Consider the following 25214-nt stretch of genomic DNA (forward strand, 5'->3'; position numbering starts at 1 on the left):
GAAACGGCCGTTTCACTGACGTCCCGGATTGAAACGCTTTTTTTGCAACTCGCCCCGTAGTGTCCCCGGACTGGGTTCCTCAGAACGGGGATGGGGCGGTGGATAAAGTTATTTCGTGTCTCCTGAACGAGCACGACTACCGGATGGTGCTGGTCGCCGTCGTCGTGTGCCTCGGCGGCGCGCTGACGGCCTTCCGCCTCTATTCACGAATGAACGGGGCCAAGGGACTGGTGCGCGGCGCCTGGCTGGTGCTGACCGCGCTGGTCGCCGGCTCGACGGTCTGGGCCACCCATTTCCTCGCCGTGCTGGCCTACCAGCCGGGCGTGGCGACCGGCTTCTCGCCGACCGGCACGATGATGTCGCTGATGGTCGCCGTGCTGCTGATGGCCGCCGGCTTCTTCGCCGCCACGGCCCACCGGGACCGCGGCAACCAGCTGGCCGGGGGCCTGCTGATCGGCCTGGGCATCGCGGGCATGCACTACACCGGCATGTCGTCCTTCGTGACGGCCGGCCATATCGACTGGGAAGCGGCGACCATCGGCGCCTCGGTGGTGCTGGGGGTGATCGGCTCGATCCTCGCCCTGATCGTCGCCGGCGACGCGCGGACCCTGCCGCGCCAGCTGATGGCCGGCGTAACCCTGACGCTCGCCGTCTGCGCCATGCACTTCACCGGCATGGGCGCGATGACCATCACGCCCGACGCCTCCATCGCCCCGCCCGACGCCCTGCTCTCGGGCGGCATCATGACCCTGGCCGTGGCCACCATCACCGGCCTGATCGTGCTGGCGGGCCTGGGCGCCGTGCTCATCGAATCGACCACCAGCCGCTCGGCCCTCGAGCGCATCCGCACCCTCGCCAACGCCGCCTATGAAGGCATCGTGGTGATCCAGAACGGCGTCATCAAGGACGCCAACGCGGCCTTCTGCGACCTGGCCGGCGCGCCGCTGGAGGCGCTGCTCGGCCAGCCGTTCAACGAAAGCCTGCTGTCGTTCGACGACGCCCTGGGCGTGCGCACCGACGCCCAGCGCCGCGAAGGCCACATGCATCCGCTCAACGGGTCGCCCTCGGCGCCGGTCGAGGTGTTCGCCCGCGTCATGGACGACGGCGCCCGGTCGGAAACCCGCGGCCTGACCGTGCTGGCCATCCGCGACCTGCGCGAGCGCCGCTCGGCCGAGGAGAAGATCCGCTACCTGGCCGAACACGACGGCCTGACCGGCCTGCCCAACCGCAACGCCCTGACCGCCCGCCTCGCCGCGGCGCTGGACCGGGTCGAGGCCTCGGGCGAGACCCTGGCGCTGGTCTGCGTCGACCTCGACCACTTCAAGGAAGCCAACGACCTGCACGGCCACATCGCCGGCGACGCCCTGCTGATCGAGGCCGCCCGCCGGCTGCAGGCCAGCGTCACGGCCCCGTCGTTCGCCGCCCGCCTCGGCGGGGACGAGTTCGTCGTGGTGCAGATCACCGACCAGGACCAGCCGACCGCCGCCGCCGAACTGGCCGGCCAGCTGCTCGAGGCCTTCAAGGAAGGCATGACCTACGAAGGCCAGGACATGGCCCTGGCCGCCAGCCTCGGCGTGTCGCTCTATCCCGACGACGGCCGCACCGGCGAGGCCCTGCTGGCCAACGCCGACATGGCCCTCTACCGCGCCAAGGAAAACGGCCGCGGCACCTATCGCTTCTTCAAGCGCGAGATGGACGAGACCATCCGCGAGCGGCGCAATCTCGCCCGCGAACTGCGCCAGGCGATCCTCGACGAGGATCTGGTGGTCCACTACCAGCCGCAGGCCCGGGCCAGCGACGGAGAGATCCTCGGCTTCGAGGCCCTGGTTCGCTGGCGTCACCCGGTGCGCGGCATGATCCCGCCGCTGGACTTCATTCCGCTGGCCGAGGAGACCGGCCTGATCCTGCCGCTCGGCGAGTGGGTGCTGCGCAAGTCCTGCGCCGAGGCCGCCGCCTGGGATCGCCCGCTGAGCATCGCCGTCAACCTGTCGCCGCTGCAGCTGAACCAGCCCAACCTCGCCCAGCTGGTGCACGAGATCCTTATCGAGACCGGCCTGTCGCCGATGCGGCTGGAGCTGGAAGTCACCGAAAGCGCCCTGTTCAAGGATTACCAGCGCGCGCTGGACAACCTGCGCCGGCTGAAGGCGCTGGGCGTGCGCATCGCCATGGACGACTTCGGCACCGGCTTCTCGTCGCTGTCGACGCTGCAGTCCTTCCCGTTCGACAAGATCAAGGTCGACAAGAGCTTCGTCGAGAACATCTACCGCGACGAGCGGGCGACGGTCATCGTCAAGGCTGTGCTGGGCCTGGGCCGCAGCCTGGACATCCCGGTCGTCGCCGAGGGCGTCGAGACCGACGAACAGCTGCAGTTCCTGCGCGGCGAGCATTGCGCCGAGGTGCAGGGCTACGCCATCGGCCGCCCGGCGCCGGCCGACACCCTGGGGGCCTGGACCAACGACCTGCCGGCCGTGCTGATCGCCGCGGCCCTGGGCAAGGATGTCGTCCCGCCGCCGCGCAAACGGAAGCGCGCGGCCTAGCCTAGCGCCGCTTCAGCCCGCCCAGCACGCCGCGCAGGATTTCGCGGCCCACCTGGCTGGCGATGGTGCGGACCAGGGTCTTGCCGAAGGCCTCGCCCATGCTCTGGCGGTTCGAGGCGCGGGCGCGCGGGGCCGGCCGGCTTTCGTAGCGGTCGCGCTGCGCCTGTTCCCGTTCCCAGGCCTTCTGCTCGGTCTCACGCTGTCTGGCCGCCGCCGCCGCGGCCGCCGCATCCTCGGCCTGACGCGCGGCCTGGCCGGCGCGGGTCTTGAGGCTTTCGAAGGCCGATTCCCGATCGAGCGGCGTGTCGTAGAGGCCGCGCACGGGACTGGCGGCCTGGATCGCCGCGCGCTCCGCCGCGGTGATCGGCCCCAGCCGCGAGGCCGGCGGGCGGATCTTCGTCAGGGCGGTCACCGTCGGCGCGCCGCGCTCGTCGAGCACCGAGACCAGCGCCTCGCCGACGCCGAGATTCTGGATCGCCTCGGCCGTGTCGAACGCCGGGTTGGGCCGGAACGACTCCGACGCCGCCCGCAGGCCCTTCTGCTCGGCCGGGGTGTAGGCGCGCAGGGCGTGCTGGAAGCGGTTGCCCAGCTGGGCCAGCACCGTCTCGGGAATGTCGGCCGGGTTCTGGGTGACGAAGAACACCCCCACGCCCTTGGAGCGGATCAGCCGCACGACCTGCTCGACCTTTTCCAGCAGGGCCTTGGGCGCGTCGCGGAACAGCAGGTGGGCCTCGTCGAAGAAGAACACCAGCCGCGGCTTTTCGGGATCGCCGATCTCCGGCAGGTCCTCGAACAGCTCCGACAGCAGCCACAGCAGGAAGGTGGCGTAGAGCCGCGGGCTCTGGATCAGACGGTCGGCGGCCAGCACGCTGACCACGCCCCGGCCCGCGCCGTCGACGCGCATCAGGTCCGACAGGGCCAGCGCCGGCTCGCCGAACAGGTTGGCCCCGCCCTGGGTCTCGAGCGTCAGCAGGCCGCGCTGGATCGTGCCGACGGTGGCGGCGGAGACGTTGCCGTACTCGGCGTCGATGCTCTTCTCGTTCTCGGCGACGTACTTCAGCGCCGCCTGCAGGTCCTTCAGGTCCAGCAGCAGCAGGCCCTCGGCGTCGGCGACCTTGAAGACGATGTTGAGCACGCCTTCCTGGACCTCGTTGAGCTCCAGCATCCGGGCCAGCAGCAGCGGGCCCATCTCCGAGACCGTGGTGCGGACCGGATGGCCCTTCTCGCCGAACAGGTCCCAGAACACCGTCGGCGGCGCGGCCGGGGTCAGGGTCAGGTTCATGCCCTGGGCGCGGGCCAGCATCTTCTCGTTGGGCGCGCCGGGCTGGCTGATGCCCGCGAGGTCGCCCTTCACGTCGGCGGCGAACACCGGCACGCCGGCATCGGACAGGGCCTGGGCGAGGATCTGCAGCGTGACCGTCTTGCCCGTGCCGGTCGCCCCGGCGACCAGGCCGTGCCGGTTGATCCGGTCCAGCCGCAGGGTCTCGGGCTTGTCGGAGAACCCGACGAACAGGGTTCCGGGTTCGCTGGCCACGTCCATTCGGGATCTCCGTGAGGTCTGGGCGGGAACCTACAGGCCGCGCCGTCGCTTCGCCAAGCCGCGCATTGACGGCGGACGGACGGGCCCCGAGACTCGCGCCCGGATTTGGAGAGGACCGCATGGCCAGGACGCCCGCGAAAAAGACGACCGCCGCGCCGGATCATCCGGCGGCGGCGCCCGTGCGGCCCGAGGGCATCGGCCGCAACGCCCTGGTGATCCTGGCGGTGATCGCCACGGCCGGCGCGCTCTACTGGGCGCGCGGGATTCTCACGCCGCTGGCCCTGGCGATGTTCCTGGCCATCATGATCGACAGCTTCGCCCGCCGGCTCGAGCATCGCTGGCCGCGCCTGCCCGACAGCCTGTCGCTGGCGGTGGCCATCGTGCTGTCGCTGCTGATCTTCGGCGTGACCCTGGTGGTGGTCGCCGACCGCGCCGGCGGCTTCATCGGCCAGCTGGTCGGCTACGGGCCCAAGATCGACGGGCTGATCGCGCGGATGGCCGGCATGGTCGGCGCCCAGACGCCGCCCCCGGTCACCCAGATGGTCGATGACTTCAACCCGACCAAATATGTCGGCCAGGTCGCGCAGGGCCTGCAGGGCGTCGTGTCCGACGCGGTCTTCGTACTGATCTACCTCGGCTTCATCATCGCCTCGCGGCGCGGCTTCAAGCGCAAGATCGTCGCCCTGTTCCCGCACAACGCCGAGCGCGCCAACGCCCTCGAGATCTTCAACCGCATCCGCTTCGGCGTGGAGCGCTACCTCTGGGTCCAGACGGTCACCGGCCTGATGATCGCCGGCGGGTCGTGGCTGGCCATGATGATCGTCGGACTCGACAACGCGCTGTTCTGGGCCTTCCTGATCTTTCTCGCGTCCTACATCCCGATCATCGGCGGGTTCATCGGCATCGTCTTCCCGGCCCTGTTCGGCCTCGTGCAGTTCGACACCCTCTGGCAGGGCTTCGTGCTGCTGGGCGTGCTCTATGCGATCCAGTTCGTCGTCGGAAACATCGTCACCCCGCGCATGCAGGGCGACAGCCTGAACATCGATCCGGTGGTCGTGCTGCTGGCGCTGGCCCTGTGGGGCGCGCTGTGGGGCCTGCCGGGCATGTTCCTGTCCACGCCGCTGGCGGTGATGGCGATGATCATCCTGGCGGAGTTCGAAGGATCCCGCTGGATCGCCATCCTGATGTCCGAGAACGGCGACCCGCAGGGCGTCGACGAGAACGGTCATCATCGCCGCACGGGAAAGTCGTACGGCAAGGCCGACGACGCCTCTTGAAACGCGAAAACGGGCGCCTATCTCAATCCTGTCCGGCCGCACTCCCCCTGCCGCCGGACCGGTCGGCGCCCTTCCTCCCCCCCGAAGGCGGCGCCTGGATTGAGAGTTGTCCCGCCCCTCCCCCCGGCGGCGACGACTAAGGAAGCGCCGCCGGACCCCCCTCCGGCGGCGTATTCTTTTCCGGGATCCCGACGTTGCGGAAAGTTCTTCCACAAGGCGGCGGATGGCGGTTGATCGGCGCCCCAAGCGGGCTAGGCTGACCGCGATCCGGATCGAAATTTTCCACCCGATCCGGCTTAAAAGAGGCCCAAAGTCACCTCCCCGGAGCGCCTTCCGACATCCGGCCCCCCCTCGGGCCGGAAAATGGGCGCTTCGGCCGGACAATCCTGTGGGGATACTCGATGCAGGGCGCAAGCCTTCACCCGGCCGCGCCGGGCCTGGACTCCGATACGCTGGCCGCCGCTTTCGCCGCGGCGCTGGGACAGACGACGGGACCGCTGAAGGGGCCGGAGGCGGCCTTCATCGCCCAGGTGCAGCGCGACCTGTCGGGCGAGGAGATGGCCGGGGCGAGCGCCGCCGACCTCGCCGCCGCCTTCGCCGACCTCTGGCGGTTCGGCCTGGCGCTCGAAGGCGACGTCCCGGCCATCCGGCTGCGCCGGTGGACGGGAGCCGAGGGCGGCGATCTCGGCCGCGACCTGCTCGAGATCGCCCAGCCGGACCGGCCGTTCCTGGTCGACTCCATCATGGGTGAGATCGCCGAGGCCGGCTTTCCGGTGCGGGCCATGTTCCACCCCCTGCTTGAGCGGGACGGCCAGCGCCTGTCGCTGATCCAGGTTCATCTCGATCCGATCGGGGAAGACCGGGCCGCGGCGCTGAGCGAGGGTGTGCGGCTGGCGCTCGGCGACGTGCAGCTGGCGGTGACCGACTTCGCGGCCATGCAGACGCTGATGCGCGCGACGATCTCCGAGCTGGCCCAGGCGCCGACGCCGGTCTCGGTCGACGCACGGGCCGAGGACCTGGCCTTCCTGGAATGGCTGGAGCGCGATCGCTTCGTCTTCCTCGGCGCGCGGGTCTACGACTATCCGCGCACGGCGGACGGCGACTACGCCTCCGAGGAGCCGGTCTACCGGCCCGAGGACAGCCTGGGCGTGCTGCGCGACCAGGAGCGGCGCGTCCTGCGCCGGACCAGCGAGCCGGCCATCCTGTCCAAGCAGCTGCGCCGCTACCTGGAGACCGACTCGCCGCTGATCGTGGCCAAGTCCAACCTGCGCTCGCGCGTGCATCGCCGCGGCTACATGGACTACGTCGGGGTCAAGCGGTACGGCGCGGACGGCAAGCCCGCGGGCGAGGTCCGGTTCGTCGGCCTGTTCACCGCCGAGGCCTATGACGCCCCCGCGCGCGAGGTGCCGCTGATCCGGCGCAAGGTGGCCAACGTCATCGAGCGGGCCGGTGTCTCGGCGGGCGGGCACAACGACAAGCGCCTGCGCAACATTCTCGAGACCTGGCCGCGTGACGAGCTGTTCCAGACGCCGGAAGACGAGCTGCTGGTGCTGGCGCTCGGCGTGCTGCACCTGTTCGACCGGCCGCGCGTGCGCGTCTTCGCCCGCCGGGACCCGTTCGACCGGTTCATTTCGGTGCTGATGTTCGTGCCGCGCGAGCGTTACGACTCGCGCGTCCGCGAAAAGGCCGGGGCTATCCTCGCCGAGGCCTTCCAGGGCCGCGTCTCCGCCTACTATCCAAGCTTCTCCGACGCCCCGCTGGCGCGCGTGCACTTCATTCTGGGCGTCGACCCCGGCAAGGCGGTCGATCCCGACATCGCCCAGGTCGAGGCCGACATCGCCGAGGCGGCCCGCACCTGGGACGACCGCTTCGACGCCGCCGTCCGGGCCGAGCCGCCGCCGGCCGGGGTCGCGGCCACGCTCGGCCGCTGGGCCGGGGCCTTCTCCAGCGGCTACCGCGAATTCTATCCGGCCGCCGAAGCCCTCGCCGACCTGGCCGAGATCGACGCCATGGGCCCCGACGAGTTCCGCACCCGCGCCTTCCGCGTGGTCGGCGACTCGGCGATGCGCTTCCGCTTCAAGATCTATCGCAAGGGCGGCGCGGCCCCGCTGGCCGACGTGATGCCGATCCTCGAGCACATGGGCCTCAAGGCCCTGATCGAGGACGCCTTCGAACTGTCGCCGCTGATCGCCGCCGGCCAGCGCGAAGCGGTCTGGGTGCATGAGTTCCTGCTTGAGGACGAGCGCGGCGCGCACCTGGTGTTCGCCGACATCCAGGACGCGTTCGAGGCGGCCTTCACCGCCGTCTGGACCGGCCGCACCGAAAGCGACGGCTTCAACCGGCTGGTGCTGGAGCTGGGCGTGTCCTGGCGCGATGCGGCCCTGATCCGCGCGCTGGCCCGCTACCGCCAGCAGTCGGGGCTCGACCCCAGCCAGCTGGTCCAGGAGCAGGCGCTGTCGGAGCATCCGGGCGTCGCGCGGCTGATCCTCGACCTGTTCCGCATCAAGTTCGACCCGGCGATCGCCAGCGACCTCAAGGCCCGCGAAAGCCAGGCCGCGGCCGTCATGGAGGAGATCACCAGCGCGCTGCAGGCGGTCGAAAGCCTCGACCACGACCGGGTGCTGCGCCGCCTCGCCCTGCTGGTCGGGGCGCTGAAGCGGACCAACTTCTACCAGGTCGCCGACGGCGGCGGGCCCAAGCCCTACATCAGCTTCAAGATCGCCAGCCGCGAGCTGGAAGACCTGCCGGCGCCCAAGCCCTATCGCGAGATCTTCGTCTGGGCCCCGCATGTCGAGGGCGTGCACCTGCGCTTCGGGCCGGTGGCGCGCGGCGGGCTGCGCTGGTCCGACCGCCGCGACGACTTCCGCACCGAGGTGCTGGGCCTGGTCAAGGCGCAGCAGGTCAAGAACGCGGTCATCGTGCCGGTCGGCTCCAAGGGCGGCTTCTATCCCAAGCACCTGCCGCGCGGCGGAACGCCGGAGGCGGTCCGCGCCGAGGGGGTCCGCGCCTACCAGACCTTCCTGTTCGGCCTGCTCGACATCACCGACAACATCGACGCAGACAACCATGTCGTCCGGCCGGCCGGAGTGATCGCGCACGAGGGCGATGACCCCTATCTGGTCGTCGCCGCCGACAAGGGCACGGCGACCTTCTCCGACATCGCCAACGGCGTGGCCGAATCCTACGGCTTCTGGCTCGGCGACGCCTTCGCCTCGGGCGGCTCGGCCGGCTACGACCACAAGGTCATGGGCATCACCGCGCGCGGCGCCTGGGAAGCGGTCAAGCGCCACTTCCGCGAGGCCGGCAAGGACATCCAGACCACCGACTTCACCGTCGTCGGCGTGGGTGACATGTCCGGCGACGTGTTCGGCAACGGCATGCTGCTGAGCAAGCACATCCGCCTGCTGGCCGCGTTCGACCACCGGCACATCTTTATCGATCCGAACCCCGACGCGGCCTCGTCCTGGGCCGAGCGGGAGCGGATCTTCGCCCTGCCGCGCTCGTCGTGGGAGGACTACGACAAGAGCAAGATCTCGGCCGGCGGCGGGGTCTTCTCCCGCGCGCTGAAGACCATCGCCCTGACGCCGGAAATCCGCCAGGCGCTGGACATCAAGGCCGAGACGGTCTCGCCCGCCGAGCTGATGACGGCGATCCTCAGGGCGAAGGCGGAGCTGCTCTATCTCGGCGGCATCGGCACCTATGTGAAGGCGCGGACCGAGAGCAACGCCGAGGCCGGCGACAAGGCCAACGACGCCATCCGCGTCAACGCCGGCGAGCTGCGGGTCAAGGTGGTCGGCGAGGGCGCCAACCTCGGCCTCACCCAGGCGGGCCGCATCGAGTTCGCGCGGGCCGGCGGGCGGATCAACACCGACGCCATCGACAACTCGGCCGGGGTCGACAGCTCCGACCACGAGGTCAACATCAAGATCCTCACCGGCATGGCGGAACGGGCCGGCAAGCTCGACCGCCCGGCGCGCGACACCCTGCTGGCCTCGATGACCGACGAGGTCGCCGCCCATGTGCTGACCCACAACTACGACCAGACCCTGGCCGTCTCGCTGCTCGAGCAGGACGCGGCCGCCGAGGTCGAGAACCACGCCCGCTTCATGACCGAGCTGGAAGCGGCCGGCCGGCTGGACCGCAAGGTCGAGGGCCTGCCCGACGCGGCGCAGATGCTGGAGCTGGCCGCCGCCGGCAAGGGCCTGACCCGGCCCGAACTGGCCGTGCTGCTGGCCTACGGCAAGCTCGACCTGTTCGACGGCATCGTCGCCTCCAAGGCGCCGGACGACCCCGCGCTGGAAGCCACGCTGGAGGGCTACTTCCCCAGACCGCTGGCGCGGTACGAGGACGAGATGAAGCGTCACCGGCTGCGGCGCGAGATCATCGCCACCGTGGTCGACAACGAGCTGATCAACATCTGCGGCCCGACCTTCCCCTCGCGCCTGCGGGCGGCGGCGGGCTGCGACACCGGCGCGCTGGTGACCGGCTTCGAGGCCGCGCGCGCGATCCTGAAATTCCAGGAGAGCTGGGACGCGGTGGCGGCGCTCGACGGCAAGGCCCCGGCCGAGGGCCAGCTGGCCCTGTTCCGCGCCCTGTCGCACATCATCCGCAGCCAGACCTTCTGGCTGGCGCGGCGGGCGGGCCCGGGCGGCATCCAGGCCCTGACCGAACGCTACGGCCCGGCCCTGACCGAGCTGCGCGGCCTGACCCCGGGCATCCTCTCGCCGTTCGAGCAGAAGGCGGTGGCGCGCCGCGCGGCGGCCTTCGTCAAGGACGGGGCGCCCGAGGCGCTGGCCCACAGCATCGCCGCCATCCAGCCCCTGACCACGGCGGCCGAGCTGGTCGACCTGGCCGGCGATCTCGGCTGGCCGGTGGCCGCCACGGCGCGGCTCTACCACCAGGTCGGGGCGGCCTTCAGTTTCGACCGCCTGCGGGCGGCGGCCGGCGAGAAGCGCGGCGGCGACCACTTCGAGCGGATGGCCGTGCGCCGGCTGATCGAGGACATGCTCAGCGAACAGGCGCAGGTCGCCCGGGCGGTGATGGCCTTCGCCGGCACGCCCGACGCGGCCGACACCAGCGAGGCGGCCAAGGGCACGGTCAACTCCTGGGCCCAGGTCCACTCCGGCCCCGGCCGGGTGGTGCGCAAGACGGTCGAGGAGATCGAACAGGCCGGCGGCGGCTGGACCTTCGCCAAGCTGACCATCGCCAACGCCGCGCTGCGGGAACTGGTCGCGGCGGCGGGGAAGTGAAGACGGCGCTCCTCCCCACGCAGTGGGGAGGGGGACCAGCCGGAGGCTGGTGGAGGGGGCAGCGCTGACGCCAGCGGCCCCATCCTGCATTCCGGTCTATCCGGCTCGGCCGGCGCTGACCCCTCCACCCTGCTCCGCAGGGTCCCCCTCCCCGCAAGCGGGGAGGATCAGCTGAACGCGCTCCGCAACGCCTGCACATAATACCCCTCCGCCGTGGCCCGCAGGTCGGGCCGATACCGCGTCCTGGGATCATTCGCGTCGTCGTCGTCGAAGGCGTGGGTGGCGTCCGGGAAGGTCAGCACGTCGACTGACAGGCCGTCGGCCTTCAGCCGGTTCAGCGCCTTCATCGGCCCGTCCACGCCCACCACCTGGTCCTTGCCGCCCAGCACGGCGAACACCTTCGGCCGGGCGCTCCAGCCGCGCGCCGAAGTGAGGGAGGGGAAGCTGGCGTAGGGATAGACGAGGAAGGTCCCCTTCACGGCCTTCAGCAGCGCCGGATCGGCGTCGACCAGGCCGGTCATCCGCGCCGCGCCGTCGCCCTGCGCGAAGGCATCCATGACCGTCCAGCCGCCGTGGCTCCAGCCGGCGGCCATGACGCGGCTCGCGTCGGCCCAGGGCTGGCGCTTCAGCCAGTCGAGCATGGCGTAGAGGTCGCCGGCCCGCTGGGCGCCGCGCAGGGCCGTGCCGGTGCAAACGAACAGGCTGCCGTCGAGCCGGCTCATGTTGCGCGGCCGCAGGCTGTCGACGATGACCACCGCCACGCCGGCCTTCACCGCCGCTTCGGCGTAGCTGTTCTGGAACGGCTGGCAGCCGGCGCAGCCGTGCAGCTGCAGCGAGACGGGAAACGGCCCGTACCCCGCCGGCTTCAGCACGCGCACATGTCGCTCCAGATGGCGGGCGCGCTCGGCGAGGGTCGACGGTTTCAGGGCCATGGGCGCGAGTATGTGAGCAAATGCTCACATGTCAAGCGTCGCGCTCAAGGCCCATCGACCGCCATCGTGGCGGACCGGCCCTGATGTCTTGAAGGCCAGTTTTGCTCCGGCGGAGGCCTTGCTCAAGGACCGCTTCGTGGCCGCGCAGCGGCGACCCCGCAGGGGTCGTCCTTGACCAAGGTCTCCGCCCGGAGCGCATCATTCCATCAAGGCCAAAGGGCCATTGTCATCTGGGTCAGGCGGGACCCGGACAGCCGCAGGGTTAGTGCCTGAACACCCGCACCCCCGTGAAGGCCATGGCCACGCCGCGTTCGTCGGCGGCGGCGATGACCTCGGCGTCGCGGATCGAGCCGCCCGGCTGGATCACCGCGGTCGCCCCGGCCTCGGCCGCCTGGATCAGGCCGTCGGCGAACGGGAAGAAGGCTTCCGAGGCGCAGGCGCTGCCCTTGAGGTCGAGGCCGAAGTCGCCGGCGCGCATGGCCGCGATGCGGGCGCTGTCCTTCCGGTTCATCTGGCCGGCGCCGACGCCCAGCGTCTGGCCATTGCGGGCGAAGACCACGGCGTTGGACTTCACATGCTTGGCGATGGTGAAGGCGAACAGCATGTCGGTGATCTCGGCGGGCGTCGGGGCCCGCTTCGTCACGATCTTCAGGTCGCCCGGCAGGATCAGCGAGGCGTCGCGGCTCTGGACGAGGAAGCCGCCGGCGACCGAGCGGAACACCTCGCCCGGCGCGCGCGGGTCGGGCAGGGCGCCGGTGACGAGCAGGCGCAGGTTCTTCTTGGCCTCGAACACAGCGACGGCGTCGTCATCGGCCTCCGGGGCGATGACCACCTCGGTGAAGGTCTCGCAGATGGCCTCGGCGGCCTTGCGGTCGAGCCGGCGGTTGACCGCGACGATGCCGCCGAAGGCGCTGACCGGGTCGCATTCCAGCGCCCGCTGGTAGGCGGAGAGCAGGTCGCCGCCGGTGGCCACGCCGCAGGGGTTGGCGTGCTTGACGATGACGCAGGCCGGTTCGCTGAACTCGGCGACCAGCTCGAACGCCGCGTCGGTGTCGGCGATGTTGTTGTAGCTCAGTTCCTTGCCCTGCAGCTGGCGGGCGCTGGCCACGCCCGGCCGGGCCGGGCCGCCGGCGTAGAAGGCCGCCGTCTGGTGCGGGTTTTCGCCATAGCGCATGGTCTGGATCAGGGTCCCGGCGATGGCCTTGCGGGCCGGGGCGGTCTGGCCGAGCTGCCCGGCGAACCAGGTCGAGATCGCCGCGTCATAGGCCGCCGTGCGGGCGTAGGCGCGGGCCGCGAGGGCCTTGCGCAGGTCGAGCGTGGTGGCCCCGCCGTCCTTCAGCTGGGCCAGCACCTCGGCCATGTCGGCCGGGTCGGTGCAGACCGCGACATAGCCGTGGTTCTTGGCCGCCGAGCGGATCATCGCCGGTCCGCCGATGTCGATGTTCTCGACGCAGGTCGCATAGTCGCCGCCGGCCGCCACCGTCGCCTCGAACGGGTAGAGATTGACGTACAGCAGGTCGATGCCGCCGATGCCGTGGTCGCTCATGGCCTTCGCGTGGTCGGCCGCGTCGCGCACGCCGAGCAGGCCGCCGTGGACGATGGGGTGCAGGGTCTTGACCCGCCCGTCCATCATTTCCGGGAAGCCGGTCAGCTCGGACACGTCCTTGACCGGCAGGCCGGCCGCCGCGATCGCCGCCCGGGTGCCGCCCGTCGAGACCAGCTCGACGCCGAGGTCGCTGAGCACCTTCGCCGCCTCGACCAGACCGGTCTTGTCGGACACCGACAGCAGGGCGCGCCTGATGACGACCTTGTCGGGGGAAGCGGGATAGTCGGGGGCGGCGGGCATGGCGGGTCTCCGGTTGAAGGATGAACTCGCCCAGGCGCGCGGCTATGAGGTCCGCGCTCCCCGGTGGTCACCCACCTCCAGCGCCAGTCACGCGAACGGGCGGAAAATACGGGGAGGGGCGGGGGAGTCAATGCGTCCTTCGAGACGCTCGCTTGAGGCTCGCTCCTCAGGATGACGAAGCCAGGCGGGCTTCAAGGGTGTTCGTCATGGTGAGGAGCGAGCCTCAAGCGAGCGTCTCGAACCACGCACTCACCCCTCCGCCCGCGACAGCTTCCACCGCACCCGGCCGCCCTTGTCGCCGCTGGCCTGGCCGCGCAGCACGACCTGGACGGTGCGGCGCTGGAGGCCCCCCTCGATGTGCAGCGAGGGCTCGACCGAGACCTCGATGGCGTCGTTGCGCAGCCACCAGCCCTGTTCCGATGGCCCCTTGAGCAGCACGCTCTTGTGGTCGCGGGCCAGCGAGGCCCGGGCGTCGGGGTGCAGGTGGAAGCGCACCGTGAAGGGGTAGTAGCGGCGCGGCCCGTCGAGGTCCTTCTCGACCACCGGGCGGAAGTTGTCCTCGCCGCGCAGTTCCTCGGCGGCCCGGTCGAGATAGAGCTTCCGCTCATGGACCAGGCCGAACCGTTTGGCCCAGCCGTCGTGGCTGACCTCAAGCCAGGCCGCCGCCTCGGCGTCATGGCGCTTGACCTCGACCTTGCGCGGCGCGCCGACCAGGCGGGCGCCGAGGGCGGCGGCGGCGAAGCCCCGCAGCGGCTGGCCGGCCGACATGTCGGCGATGTTGGCGGTCGAGGCGGCGTCGGTCAGCCGCAGGGCGTGCGAGGCGCCGGAGTCGGCGGTCCAGGCGCAGCCGACGATCAGCCGGTCGGTCCCGCAGATGACCTCCATGGCCGAGGGCTGGGCGCAGGCGGTGACGCTCCAGCGGCCGCGCGCGGGCCGGCCTGCGTCGACCATCACGGCGATCAGCGGCGATTCCAGCCGCTCGTAGCCGCCGTGCGGCGCCTTGCGGCGGCTGGGCGGCTCGGTCTCCTCATGCGCCAGGGCCGCGGCGATCCGCCGGGGGCCGACGCTCGCGCCGCCCTGGAAGTCGGCCAGCCGGTGATCGGGCAGGGTGAAGAAGCGGGTCGCCGCGCTCAGCCGGTCGATGGCCCGCGGCAGGTCGTCGGGCCCGGCCTGGCCGCGCTGATGCAGGGCGTCGTCGAGCGTCAGCAGGTCGAACAGCAGCTCCAGCCCCGCCTCCGGCGAGCGGCTGGCGTGGACGCCCTCGTGCGAAACGGTGACCGGCAGCAGGGCCTTCACCCGGGCCACCGACAGGTCGATCAGCCGCTCCCCGGCCTCGCCGCCCAGGGCGCAGCCGGCGACCCCGGCGGCCACCGCCCGTTCCAGCGCGCGCTCCGGCGCCTGGCCGATGCCGGCGAGGTGGCGGGCCTGCCGCGCCAGGTCGTCCAGCAGCAGGGCGCGTTCGGCGTCCGAGGCGCCCGCCGTCAGCCGCCGCGCGGCGCAGGCCAGGTTGAACACCCGCCGCTCGATGACGTCCGGGCCCCAGGAGAAGCCGTTCCAGCGTCCGAACACCCGCCGCCAGTCCGTCGCCAGACGCAGGCCGAGCTTCGCGCCCGCGTCACCTGTGGCCAGCAGGTCGCCCATCCAGCCCATGCGGTGCAGGGCTACGGCGGACTTGCGGCTGGGGCTGGCGCGGTCGAACGGATCGCCCTGCGGCCCGACGACCATCTCGGTCCCGGCCAGGTCGAAGATGCCGGCGAGGATGCGGCGGCCGCGTTCCGGCTCGACGGGGCGCAGGTCGCGTGGATTGGCGGCCATGCCGTCCGGCTTCGGCCTGGCCAGCATCATGCGGTGGAAGGGGGTGCCGAACCACTCCCGCTCCGCCAGCCGGCGGGCGCTTTCGCCGGCGGCCTGCAGGGCGAGCGCGGCGGAGGAGGCGGAAGGCAGGCGGGGCGCGTCCATCCCGCCGGGCTCAGGCGCCCTTCAGGGCGCGGATGTTCGCGGCGTAGGCGTCCGGGCCGCCCTTGAACACGGCCGAGCCGGCGACCAGGGCCGTGGCCCCGGCGGCGACGCACTGCGGCGCGGTGACCGGCGTGACCCCGCCGTCGACTTCGAGGTCGATCTGGCGGCCCGAGGCGTCGATCATCTTCCGCAGGCGCTCGATCTTCTTCAGCTGGGCGCCGATGAAGCTCTGGCCGCCGAAGCCCGGGTTGACGGTCATCACCAGCAGCAGGTCGATGTCCTTGAGGATCCACTCGACGCACTCGACCGGGGTCGAGGGGTTGAACACCACGCCGGCCTTGCAGCCCAGCTCGCGGATCCGCTTCAGCGAGCGGTGCAGGTGCGGCCCGGCCTCGGGATGGATGCTGAGGATGTTGGCCCCGGCGGCGGCGAACGCCTCCAGGTACGGATCGGCCGGGGCGATCATCAGGTGCACGTCGAACGGGATCGACACGTGCGGGCGCAGGGCCTTCACCACATCCGGGCCGAGGGTGATGTTGGGCACGAAATGCCCGTCCATCACGTCGATGTGCAGCCAGTCGGCGCCGGCGGCTTCAACAGCACGGCATTCCTCGCCCAGACGGGCGAAGTCCGACGCCAGGATGGACGGAGCGATAAGGGGGGCGGCCATGCCTTGGTCTAGCCGGACCCGCCGTTCCGAACAAGGACGGGTCAGCCCTTGCGGACCATCCGGGCGGCGAAGAATCCGTCGATGCCGCCTTCGAGATGATGCGGCAGGATGCGCAGCCAGCCGTCGGCCGTGATGCTGGCGGCCGGGGCGCCGCCTTCGCCGGGCGTGACCGGCACGGTGGTGAACTCCGGATGCCGGGCCAGGAAGCCCCGCACCTGGGCTTCGCCCTCCTCGGGCTCCAGCGAGCAGACGCAGTAGACCATCCGCCCGCCGGGTTTCACCCGGGCGGCGGCGGAATCGAGCATCCGCGCCTGCACTGTCGCCAGGCTGGCGATGTCGCCGGGCGCCGCGGCCCACAGCACGTCCGGATGGCGGCGGAAGGTGCCGGTGGCCGAGCAGGGGGCGTCGAGCAGCACGGCGTCGAAGGTCCGCCTGTCAGGCCAGGACCGCGCGTCGGCGGTGATGACCTCGGCCGTCAGGTTCAGCCGGGCGAGGTTCTCGGTCACCCGCTTGAGCCGGTCGGCCGAGCGGTCGAGCGCGACCACGCTCGCCCCGGCGGCGGCCAGCTGCAGCGTCTTGCCGCCGGGCGCCGCGCACAGGTCGAGGGCGGTCTCGCCGGGTTTGACGTCCAGCAGGCGGGTCGGGATCGCCGCGCCGGCGTCCTGCACCCACCAGCGACCCTCGTCGAAGGCCGGCCATTCGGAGAGGTCGCCGCGCTTGCGGGTGCGGATCGAGCCGCCGGGCAGGACCTCGCCCTCCAGCAGGGCGGCGAGGGCTTCGGCGTCGGCCGGGTCCTTCGCCGACAGGTCGGTGGCCGGTTCGTCGGCGATGGCGGCGGCGATGGCGCGCGCGGTCTCGGGCCCCCAGGCCGCCTGCCAGCGGGCCATAAGCCAGGACGGGGCGAGGGTCTCGGGATCGTCTGCCGGCCGGCCGTCGCGCTGCAGCCCGCGCAGGACGGCGTTGATCAGTCCCTTGAACGCGCGTGTCGGCTTGAGCCGGTCGGCGATGGCCACGGTGGTCGAGACGGCGGCATGGTCGGGCACGTCCATCCAGAACAGCTGGGTCATGCCCAGCCGCAGCAGGGTGCGCACCCGCTCCGGCGGCTCCCGCTGAAGCTTCGGCGCCAGGGCCCTGTCGATGGTGCCCAGCCGCCGCAGCGCGGCCATGGTCAGGGCGCGGGCAAAGGCCCGGTCGCGGGGCGCGAGGCCCCGTCCGGCCGATCCGGCCAGGGCTTCGTCCAGCCCGGCCCGGCGCGACAGGGCCGCTTCCAGGAACTGGGCCGCCGCCTCCCGCGCGGGGAGTCCGATGTCTTCATGCTCGCTCACCCGCGCCCCGTGCCCTGTCCGGGCGCGCGGCGCAAGGGCGCGGTCACGCCGCCGCCGGCTTGCGGCCGCCGGAGATCACGCTGATCAGGAAGCAGATCATCCCGAGGATCGTCGGGACCTCGGCGGCCATCATGATCTGGCCGGGCAGCTTCTGCAGGAGCACCTGCGGCAGCAGGGCGCCCATCAGGATCGCGCCCAGCGCGGACAGCACGAAGTTGACCCAGGCCAGAACACCGGCCTTCGGCGCGCCGGGCAGGGCGTAGTAGCCGCCCATGATCGACAGGCTGACCCAGCCGAGCAGGTTCAGGTGGGCGTGGGCGGGATGCAGGCCGTGGTCGCCGGACGCGCCCATCCAGGACCCCCAGACCATCCCGGCCAGGCCGCACAGGGCCGCGACCGTGAAGAAGGCGTTCGAGACACGAGGCATGTTCAGGTTTCCCCCAGAAACGAAAACGCCCGCTCAAATCGGGCGGGCGTTACGAGACCAGCGTTCGATCAAACGATCAAGCGGCGGCCGGGCGGGGCTGGCGGCGGGCGCCGACCAGCCGGAGGCTGAGGAACACCGCGGCGGCGAAGCTGACGAAGCCGGCGATGACCGACAGTTCGCCCACGGCGATCAGCGGCAGGAGCTGCTTGATCGTGGCGACGTTGGTGAACAGCAGGCCGAGGCCGGTGATCATGCAGACGACGCCGGTGCAGGAGAGAAAGAAGTTGGTCCGCACCAGCCAGAGGGGCGTATCCTTGCCCAGAAGGGCGTAGAAGCCGCCCATGATCGACAGGCTGACCCAACCCAGAAGGTTCAGGTGAGCATGCGCGGGCGCTGTGCTGAAGTCATGAGTAGTGCTCATGTAAAGGCCCCAGTTGGCGCCCACGAGGATGCACAGACTGGCGGCGAAGAAGAAGGCATTGGGCCAACGTGACATAGTTGTAATCTTCCCTTGTTGTTCTTGCTGCTTGGGGGCGGCCCGTAAATCATCACCGATCACTGTTCGCAAGCCGGAGTTGTGTTAAATCTTGTCCATGGAAAACGACGCCAAAGACGACCTGCCCCCCGGGGCGAATCCCGACGCGGTGCTGACGCCGGCGGCCCGTCGGGCGCTGGAAGAGGCCGCCGCCCGCCGCGCCGCCGCGCCGCCCGCCGCCCTGCCGCCGGAACAGGGCGGCCCGTCCGGCCCGGAACCGACGCGCTACGGCGACTGGGAGCGCAAGGGCCTGGCCAGCGACTTCTGACGGTCGCGTCAAGCGAACTTTAACCACGCCGGCCTCGCGCCTCAGGGGCAACCGGTCGCCGCGTCCCCCTGGCCCGATCTAGGCTGCCCGTTCACGGCGCTGGAGGCGGCCATGATCAGGTGGATAGTCCGGGTTTCGATGGCGGTGGTCAGCCTGCTGGTGCTGGCCCGCGCCGCCGCCGCCTATGAGCCGCCCTCGCCGCCCTCGCCGCCGCAGGCCGCCTATGTCGCCGGACCCCCGCCCGGCGACGGCTACGTCGCCGTCGGCCAGTATGGTGAGGACGGCTATGCCTACGGCCAGGCGTCGTCGGCCCAGTCCTATCCGGTCAGCCCGTATCCCCCGGCGGTCTACCCGCCTCCGGGCCAGGGCGGCTACGTCCCGGCCCCGGGACCCTGCTGCGAGGCGGCGGGCTATCCGCCCTCGCCGCCGCCCCAGGCCTACTATCCGCCGTCGCCGGGACCCTGCTGCCAGCCGGCCGGTTACCCGGCGCCGGCCTGTTGCGAACCCGGCCACTGGCCGCCGCCGATCTATCACCAGACCTCGGGCCTTCCGCCGTGCGGCGCCTGCGCCCCGCCGCCGTCGGGCGGCTACGCGCCGGGCTGCGATCAGTGCGGCGGCTACCCCGTTCCCGCGCCGCCGCCGTCCTGTGGCGGCGGATGCGGCGGCTATCCGCCCCCGCCCTGCGCCGCGCCTCGCGATCCGCGCTATCCGCCGGCCTGCGGCGAGGTGCGCCTGGGCGACGGCTTCTTCTGGGGCGGCGGCGGGGTCGGGCCGGACGTGATCTATGGCGGCGGCGGGGGCGGCGGCTACGCCTACGCCGGAGCCAGCGCGTCAGCGTCGTCCTGGGCCAGCGCCAGCGCGAGCGCGAGGGTCAGCATCGGCGGCGGGGGCGGCCACCGTCCGCCGCCGCATCGTCCGCCGTCACACGGCTGCGGCTGCCACTAGGCGGTGGTTCGAGACGCTCGCTTGAGGCTCGCTCCTCACCATGACGAACAGAAGTACAGCTCACCCTGGCCCGTCATCCTGAGGAGCGATCCCTCAGGATCGCGTCTCGAAGGACGCACTCAGGCCAGGCTGCCCGACATCTCTTCGGCGATGCGCCGCGCGGCGTCGCGCGGATCGGCCGCGGCCGTCACCGGACGACCGACCACCAGATGACTGGCGCCCGATTGCAGGGCTTCCAGCGGGGTGGCGGCGCGCGCCTGGTCGTCCTTGCCGGCCCAGGCCGGCCGCACGCCGGGCGTGATCACCAGAAAGTCCGGGCCGCCGATGCTGCGCGCCAGCGCCGCCTCGTGCGGACTGGCCACCACGCCGTCGGCGCCGGCGTCGATCACCTGGCGGATGCGGCGCTCGACCAGTTGCTCGACGCCCATGCCGTAGCCGATCTGCGCCAGGTCCTGGCCGCTCAGGCTGGTCAGCACCGTCACGCCGACGATCTTCGCCTGCCTGTCCCCGCCGCGCCCCTTGACCGCCGCCGCCAGCACCTGCGGCTGGGCGTGGACCGTCAGGATATCGCAGGCCCCCGAGCCGACGATCGCCGCGGTGGCCTTTTCCACCGTCGCGCCGATGTCGTGCAGTTTCCAGTCGAGGAACACCTGCCGGCCGCGGGCCTTGAGGTCCTTCGCCATGTCCATGCCGCCGACGGCCAGCATCTGCAGGCCGATCTTGTAGAAGCTGACCGCGTCGCCGAGCGTCTCGACCATCGCCTCGGCGTCGGCGCGGCCCGGCAGGTCGAGGGCGATGATCAGGCGCGGGTCTGCGGACATGCGTTTTCTCCCGCCCCCCGGGGGAGGCGCGCGGCGGTGATTTGGGCTAAGACGCGTGCATGAGCCCGTCCGAATACGCCGTCAACTTCTTCGTCGCCCTGTTCGCGCTGCTGGACCCGATCGGCAACGTGCCGGTGTTCGCCGCCGCGACCGCCGGCGCGGTCGCCGCCGGCCGCCGCTGGGTGGCGGTCTACATCGCGCTGTTCGCCTTCGTGTTCATGACCTTCTTCTTCTTCACCGGCCTGTCGCTGCTGGAGTTCTTCGGCATCTCCCTGCCGGCCTTCCGCATCGCCGGCGGGGTGATCCTGTTCCTGATGGGTCTGGAGATGGCGCGGGACGACTTCACCGCGATGTTCTCGGACGCCGCCGAGGGGGCCGAGGCCGAGGGCCCGCGCGCCTACGCCCGCCGCCGGTTCGAGCGGCTGGTGGTGCCGTTCGCCATGCCGCTGCTGATCGGGCCGGGCGCGATCTCGACGGTGATCATCTACGCCAGCGGGGCCAAAGCGCTCGGGATCCAGGGCTTCGTCGTCGGCGTGGCGGTGATCGCCGCCGTGTCGGCCCTGACCATGGTCTGCTTCTGGCTGACGCCGCTGATTTCGCGGATGCTCGGCCGCATCGGCATGACCATCATCGTGCGGGTGCTGGGCCTGATCCTCTGCGCCATGGCGGTGCAGTTCGTGATCATCGGCGTGGCCGACACCGCCCGCGGGGTGATCATCAAGAAGAACGTCTCGGCCCCCTACGCGGCGACGCGGTAGCGGCCGTGTCCTAGACCTTCCGGAAGCGGCTGCCCTGGCTGGCCATCAGGGCCAGCGCCCAGTCGTCGGGCAGGATCTTGACGATCGCGGCGATGATCTTGTTGGGCACGCCCGTGACGCAGACCGGCCGGTTGGCTTCCGCCGCCTCGTAGCCGGTCGCCGCCACCTCGTCGGCGCCGAGCCACAGCCACTGCGGCGTCGACTGGGTGATCTGCGCCCGGGTGGCGTTGACGTCGTGGAATTCCGACCAGGTGAAGCCGGGGCAGAGCGCGGTCACATGCACGCCGGTCGCCTGGTTCTCCAGGTGCAGGCTCTGCGAGAACTTGATCAGGAAGCTCTTGGTCGCCGCATAGAGGGTGTGGCCGGCCGTGCCGGGGGCCAGGCCCGCGAGCGAGGCGACGTTGACCACGCGGCCGAATTTCCGCTCGATCATGCCGGGCAGGACCTTGTGGGTGAGTTCGCAGACCGCGATCAGCATGACCTGCAGCGACGCCCGCTGGTCCGGCCATTCGGTCGCCGAATAGGCGCCGGGCAGGCCGTAGCCCGCGTTGTTGATCAGGGCGTCGACGACCCGGCCGTGCGATTCGACCTCGGCGAGGATCGCGTCGCTCGCGCCCGGCTCGGCCAGGTCGGCGGCGATGACCAGCGCCTCGACGCCGAACCGCAGGCGGATCTCGGCGGCGAGCGCCTCGAGCCGGTCGGCGCGACGGGCGGTGAGGGCCACATCATAACCGTGGCTGGCGTAGATGCGGGCGAAAGCGGCGCCGATGCCGGCGGAGGCGCCGGTGATCAGCGCAAGGCGACGAGCCATGCGGGCGGGACCCTGGAGGAACTGGGACCTCTAGATTGTCCCGCCCGCTGACCCGGTCAAGCGGCGTCAGGCCGCATGGGCCAGTTCATTGTCCGCCCCGCGGGCCCAGCGCCGGGCCGCCAGGGCCACGCGCCGGCCCAGAAGCTGCGCGGTCAGATGCTCGCCGGCCGGCGGCGAGATGTCCGGGGCGGCGTTGTCGGCCTGGGCCGCGAGGCCGAGGAAGGCGCCGACGCGGTTGACCGCGTCCGGGCCGCGCTCGGCGGCGGTGACGGCCGGAGCCGCCTCGCCCTGGCCGATCCAGACCATGCCGTGCTGGGCGGCGAGCACCGAAAGGCTCTGCAGCGTGTGCAGCTTGTCGCCGGAGAAGCTGTGCGAGACCGTGAAGCCGGCCGCCAGCTTGTCCTTCCAGGCCTGGGTGAACCAGGGTTTGGAGGTGGCGTCGGCGAAGGCTTTGAACGGCGCCGAGACGTCGCCCATGTAGGTCGGCGAGCCGAAGATCACCGCGTCCGAGCGACCGATCTCTTCGAGAAAGGGCTCGAAGTCCTGGACGGCGCTCTCGATCTTAAGCAGCACGGCCTCGGCGCCGGACTGGCGCACGCCGTCGGCGATGCTGCCCGCGATGGCTTCGGTGTGGCCGTAGCCGGAGTGGAAGGCGATGGCGATGCGGGCCATGGGAGGCTCCTTACAAGAAACTGTGTCAGTGACAGTTACGTATGGAGCGGGTCCGGGGTCGACAAGGTATCGGCAACAAACTTGATTACAGTTTTTCTGCGGGCCCGTTGAGCAGATCGGAAACGGTGATCCGCGCCAGCCGCTCCGAGGCCGCCGCGTCGGCCGCCGTGATCGCGGCGCTGACCGCGTCGGGGATCATCTCGCCGACCGGGCAGCCTTTGACCCCCGGGGGGGCGACGCCCAGATGGGTGCAGCCGCCGACCGCGCGCAGCACCACATCGAGACGGATCGTCGCGGGATCGACCTTCAGCCAGGCCCCGCCCCCGGCCCCGGCGCGGGTGTCGATCAGACCGGCGCGCGCCAGCATGGCCGTCACGCGACGCACCACCACGGGGTTGGTCGGCATCGAAGCGGCCAGTTCGGCGCTCGAAATGGCATGCTCCGCCGACGTCGCCTGCTTGTGGGCGAGGTAGGCGAGCGCGTGCGCCGCAACCGGGAATTTCTGACTGTCTGACATGATCGGACCAGGAAGGTAGGAAAGGCAGGGCCCCGGCGCCACGAAAATCGTCGAACTGACGTCGCGGCGGCGCATTGAACACCCTGCGGATTGGGTGTATCGCCCGCGCCGCACTCGCTTGGGACCTGGCGGCGGGACTTTCCCGTCGTGATCCCGGAGGGACCTTATGGCTTCCGAAGCCCCTGGCGCGACCGCTTCCTCATCGGCGGTCCCACACCCGACTCCCGCCCCTTCCGCAGACGGCCACGGCAGCCAGAGTTTCTGGGCGCTGGCGCTCGGCTCGATCGGCGTGGTGTTCGGCGACATCGGCACCAGCCCGCTCTACGCCATGCGCGAGGCCCTGGCCCATTCGCGCAACAGCGCCTCGACCGAGCACGCCGTTCTGGGCGTCGTTTCGCTGGTCATCTGGGCCCTGTTCCTGGTCGTGACGGTCAAATACGTCTTCCTGCTGATGCGGGCCGACAACAAGGGCGAGGGCGGCACCCTGGCGCTGATGGCGCTGGCCCGCCGGACCCTCACCAAGTCGACCGGCAAGCGGTCGGCGGCGGTGTTCCTGCTCGGGGTCATCGGGGCGGCGCTGTTCTACGGCGACGGGGTGATCACCCCGGCCATTTCGGTGCTCTCGGCCATGGAAGGCCTGAAGGACGCGCCCGGCATGGGCGCCCGCGTCGACCCCTACATCCTGCCGATCTCGGCGGCGATCCTCGTGGGCCTGTTCATGGTCCAGTCGCGGGGCACCCACAAGGTGGCCTCGTTCTTCGGCCCGATCACCCTGATCTGGTTCCTGATCCTCGGCGCGCTGGGCCTTTATCACCTCGGCGAGAACCTGCGGATCTTCCAGGCCTTCAACCCGTGGTTCGGCGTCCGCTTCCTGTTCGAGAACGGCTTCCTCGGCTTCGTTATCCTCGGCAGCGTGTTCCTCGCCGTGACCGGGGCCGAGGCGCTCTACGCCGACATGGGCCACTTCGGCAAAGGGCCGATCCGCGCCTCCTGGCTGGTGGTGGTCTTCCCCTGTCTGGCGCTGAACTACCTCGGCCAGGGCGCCTTCATCCTCGCCCATCCGGCGGCGCGCCATAATCCGTTCTGGGAAATGGTGCCTCAGTTCGCCTACTGGCCCGTGCTGGTGCTCGGCGCCTGCGCCACGGTCATCGCCAGCCAGGCGGTGATCACCGGGGCCTTCTCGGTCACGCAACAGGCCGTGCAGCTGGGCCTGCTGCCGCGCATCGACATCCGCCGCACATCGGAGACCCAGGCCGGCCAGATCTTCGTGCCGCAGGTCAACACCATGCTGATGGTCGGCGTGCTGGTGCTGCTGTTCAGCTTCCGCAACTCGCACGCCCTGGCGTCGGCCTACGGCATCGCCGTGACCGGCTCGATGCTGGTCGACACCCTGCTGGCCTTCGTCATCGTCCGGGCGGCGTGGAAGTGGAGCTGGGCGGCGACCCTGGCCCTGCTGGTGCCGCTGGTGCTGCTCGACCTGACCTTCATCTCCTCGAACCTGCTGAAGATCCCGCAGGGCGCCTGGATGCCGCTGGTGTTCGGCGGGGTGCTGGTGCTGCTGATGTGGACCTGGACCCGCGGCTCGCAGATCCTCACCGACAAGACCCGGCGGGACTCGGTGCCGCTGACCGACCTGATCGACATCCTCAAGGCCCGGCCGCCGCACCGCGCGCCCGGCACGGCCATCTTCCTGACCAGCGACCCGGACATGACCCCGGTCGCCCTGATGCACAATCTCAAGCACAACAAGGTGCTGCACGAGAAGAACGTCATCGCCACGGTGCGCACCGCCGAGACGCCGCGCGTCATGGAGGCCGACCGCGTGCGCATCGAGCCGGTCAACGACGACTTCAAGAAGCTGATCATCACCTACGGCTTCATGGAGACGCCGAACGTGCCCAAGGCGCTGGCGCTGCTGCGCAAACAGCAGGGCCTGAAGTTCGACATCATGGCGACCAGCTTCTTCCTCGGCCGCCGCTCGGTGATCGCCTCGGCCCACAGCGGCATGCCGCTGTGGCAGGACAAGATCTTCATCTTCCTGATGCGCAACGCCGCCAACCCGACGGACTTCTTCAAGATCCCGCCGGGACGGGTGGTGGAAATGGGCGCCCAGGTTACGGTGTAG

General features: G+C 71.0%; 19 protein-coding genes and 1 riboswitch. Of the genes, 7 read left to right on the top strand and 12 right to left on the bottom strand.

The genetic code is table 11. From position 1 onward, the window contains the following. Positions 1-143: 143 nt before the first annotated feature. Positions 144-2537: a bifunctional diguanylate cyclase/phosphodiesterase gene (locus tag AC1RN0_RS07265; protein ID WP_492787006.1), complete on the top strand. Its 2394-nt coding sequence runs from the start codon at positions 144-146 to the stop codon at positions 2535-2537. Between the two features lies 1 nt (position 2538). Here AC1RN0_RS07265 and AC1RN0_RS07270 read toward each other — a convergent pair whose 3' ends face one another. Then, complete coding sequence (locus AC1RN0_RS07270) at positions 2539-4077, bottom strand: helicase HerA-like domain-containing protein (protein ID WP_492786762.1); 1539 nt, start codon at positions 4075-4077, stop codon at positions 2539-2541. Between the two features lie 119 nt (positions 4078-4196). Here AC1RN0_RS07270 and AC1RN0_RS07275 point away from each other — a divergent pair, with 119 nt between their 5' ends. Next, positions 4197-5354, top strand: a complete 1158-nt coding sequence (locus tag AC1RN0_RS07275) for an AI-2E family transporter (protein WP_492786763.1) — start codon at positions 4197-4199, stop codon at positions 5352-5354. Positions 5355-5755: 401 nt separating this feature from the next. Then, positions 5756-10603 (top strand): NAD-glutamate dehydrogenase, encoded by a 4848-nt coding sequence (locus AC1RN0_RS07280; RefSeq protein ID WP_492786764.1) that lies wholly within the window; start codon positions 5756-5758, stop codon positions 10601-10603. Between the two features lie 167 nt (positions 10604-10770). On the opposite strand, the gene AC1RN0_RS07285 is transcribed toward AC1RN0_RS07280, so the two are convergent. The 7 genes from AC1RN0_RS07285 to AC1RN0_RS07315 form a co-directional block, all read right to left on the bottom strand. Then, a complete protein-coding gene (locus tag AC1RN0_RS07285) occupies positions 10771-11535 on the bottom strand; it encodes a dienelactone hydrolase family protein (protein WP_492786765.1) in 765 nt (254 codons plus the stop codon). 262 nt (positions 11536-11797) lie between these two features. Beyond that, positions 11798-13381 carry a bifunctional phosphoribosylaminoimidazolecarboxamide formyltransferase/IMP cyclohydrolase gene (purH, locus tag AC1RN0_RS07290; protein WP_492786766.1) on the bottom strand — a complete coding sequence of 528 codons (1584 nt, stop codon included), beginning with the start codon at positions 13379-13381 and terminating at the stop codon, positions 11798-11800. 21 nt (positions 13382-13402) lie between these two features. Continuing rightward, positions 13403-13482, bottom strand: a riboswitch (ZMP/ZTP riboswitch). 148 nt (positions 13483-13630) lie between these two features. After that, positions 13631-15340 carry a heparinase II/III family protein gene (locus AC1RN0_RS07295; protein WP_492786767.1) on the bottom strand — a complete coding sequence of 570 codons (1710 nt, stop codon included), beginning with the start codon at positions 15338-15340 and terminating at the stop codon, positions 13631-13633. 10 nt (positions 15341-15350) lie between these two features. Continuing rightward, positions 15351-16010: a ribulose-phosphate 3-epimerase gene (gene rpe, locus AC1RN0_RS07300; RefSeq protein ID WP_492786768.1), complete on the bottom strand. Its 660-nt coding sequence runs from the start codon at positions 16008-16010 to the stop codon at positions 15351-15353. A 41-nt stretch (positions 16011-16051) separates the two neighbouring features. Then, positions 16052-17335, bottom strand: a complete 1284-nt coding sequence (locus tag AC1RN0_RS07305) for an RsmB/NOP family class I SAM-dependent RNA methyltransferase (RefSeq protein ID WP_492786769.1) — start codon at positions 17333-17335, stop codon at positions 16052-16054. A 43-nt stretch (positions 17336-17378) separates the two neighbouring features. Continuing rightward, positions 17379-17762 (bottom strand): hypothetical protein, encoded by a 384-nt coding sequence (locus tag AC1RN0_RS07310; RefSeq protein WP_492786770.1) that lies wholly within the window; start codon positions 17760-17762, stop codon positions 17379-17381. Between the two features lie 76 nt (positions 17763-17838). Next, on the bottom strand, positions 17839-18258 hold the full coding sequence (locus tag AC1RN0_RS07315; RefSeq protein ID WP_492786771.1) for a hypothetical protein: 420 nt from the start codon (positions 18256-18258) through the stop codon (positions 17839-17841). A gap of 97 nt (positions 18259-18355) precedes the next feature. Here AC1RN0_RS07315 and AC1RN0_RS07320 point away from each other — a divergent pair, with 97 nt between their 5' ends. Then, positions 18356-18565, top strand: a complete 210-nt coding sequence (locus tag AC1RN0_RS07320; RefSeq protein WP_492786772.1) for a DUF1674 domain-containing protein — start codon at positions 18356-18358, stop codon at positions 18563-18565. Positions 18566-18676: 111 nt separating this feature from the next. Then, positions 18677-19510 carry a hypothetical protein gene (locus tag AC1RN0_RS07325; RefSeq protein WP_492786773.1) on the top strand — a complete coding sequence of 278 codons (834 nt, stop codon included), beginning with the start codon at positions 18677-18679 and terminating at the stop codon, positions 19508-19510. Positions 19511-19629: 119 nt separating this feature from the next. On the opposite strand, the gene pyrF is transcribed toward AC1RN0_RS07325, so the two are convergent. Next, positions 19630-20331: an orotidine-5'-phosphate decarboxylase gene (gene pyrF / locus AC1RN0_RS07330; protein WP_492786774.1), complete on the bottom strand. Its 702-nt coding sequence runs from the start codon at positions 20329-20331 to the stop codon at positions 19630-19632. A 59-nt stretch (positions 20332-20390) separates the two neighbouring features. On the opposite strand from pyrF, the gene AC1RN0_RS07335 reads away from it, so the two are divergent. Next, a complete protein-coding gene (locus tag AC1RN0_RS07335) occupies positions 20391-21089 on the top strand; it encodes a MarC family protein (protein WP_492786775.1) in 699 nt (232 codons plus the stop codon). Between the two features lie 10 nt (positions 21090-21099). On the opposite strand, the gene AC1RN0_RS07340 is transcribed toward AC1RN0_RS07335, so the two are convergent. The 3 genes from AC1RN0_RS07340 to AC1RN0_RS07350 form a co-directional block, all read right to left on the bottom strand. Then, positions 21100-21900, bottom strand: a complete 801-nt coding sequence (locus AC1RN0_RS07340) for an SDR family NAD(P)-dependent oxidoreductase (protein WP_492786776.1) — start codon at positions 21898-21900, stop codon at positions 21100-21102. A gap of 66 nt (positions 21901-21966) precedes the next feature. Further along, positions 21967-22572: a flavodoxin family protein gene (locus AC1RN0_RS07345; protein WP_492786777.1), complete on the bottom strand. Its 606-nt coding sequence runs from the start codon at positions 22570-22572 to the stop codon at positions 21967-21969. An 85-nt stretch (positions 22573-22657) separates the two neighbouring features. Continuing rightward, entirely contained in the window at positions 22658-23089 is a 432-nt protein-coding gene (locus AC1RN0_RS07350) for an Rrf2 family transcriptional regulator (protein ID WP_492787007.1), read from the bottom strand. Positions 23090-23255: 166 nt separating this feature from the next. Here AC1RN0_RS07350 and AC1RN0_RS07355 point away from each other — a divergent pair, with 166 nt between their 5' ends. Then, positions 23256-25214: a potassium transporter Kup gene (locus AC1RN0_RS07355; protein ID WP_492786778.1), complete on the top strand. Its 1959-nt coding sequence runs from the start codon at positions 23256-23258 to the stop codon at positions 25212-25214.

It is taken from the genome of Caulobacter sp. GW821-FHT12F03 (assembly GCF_058806855.1).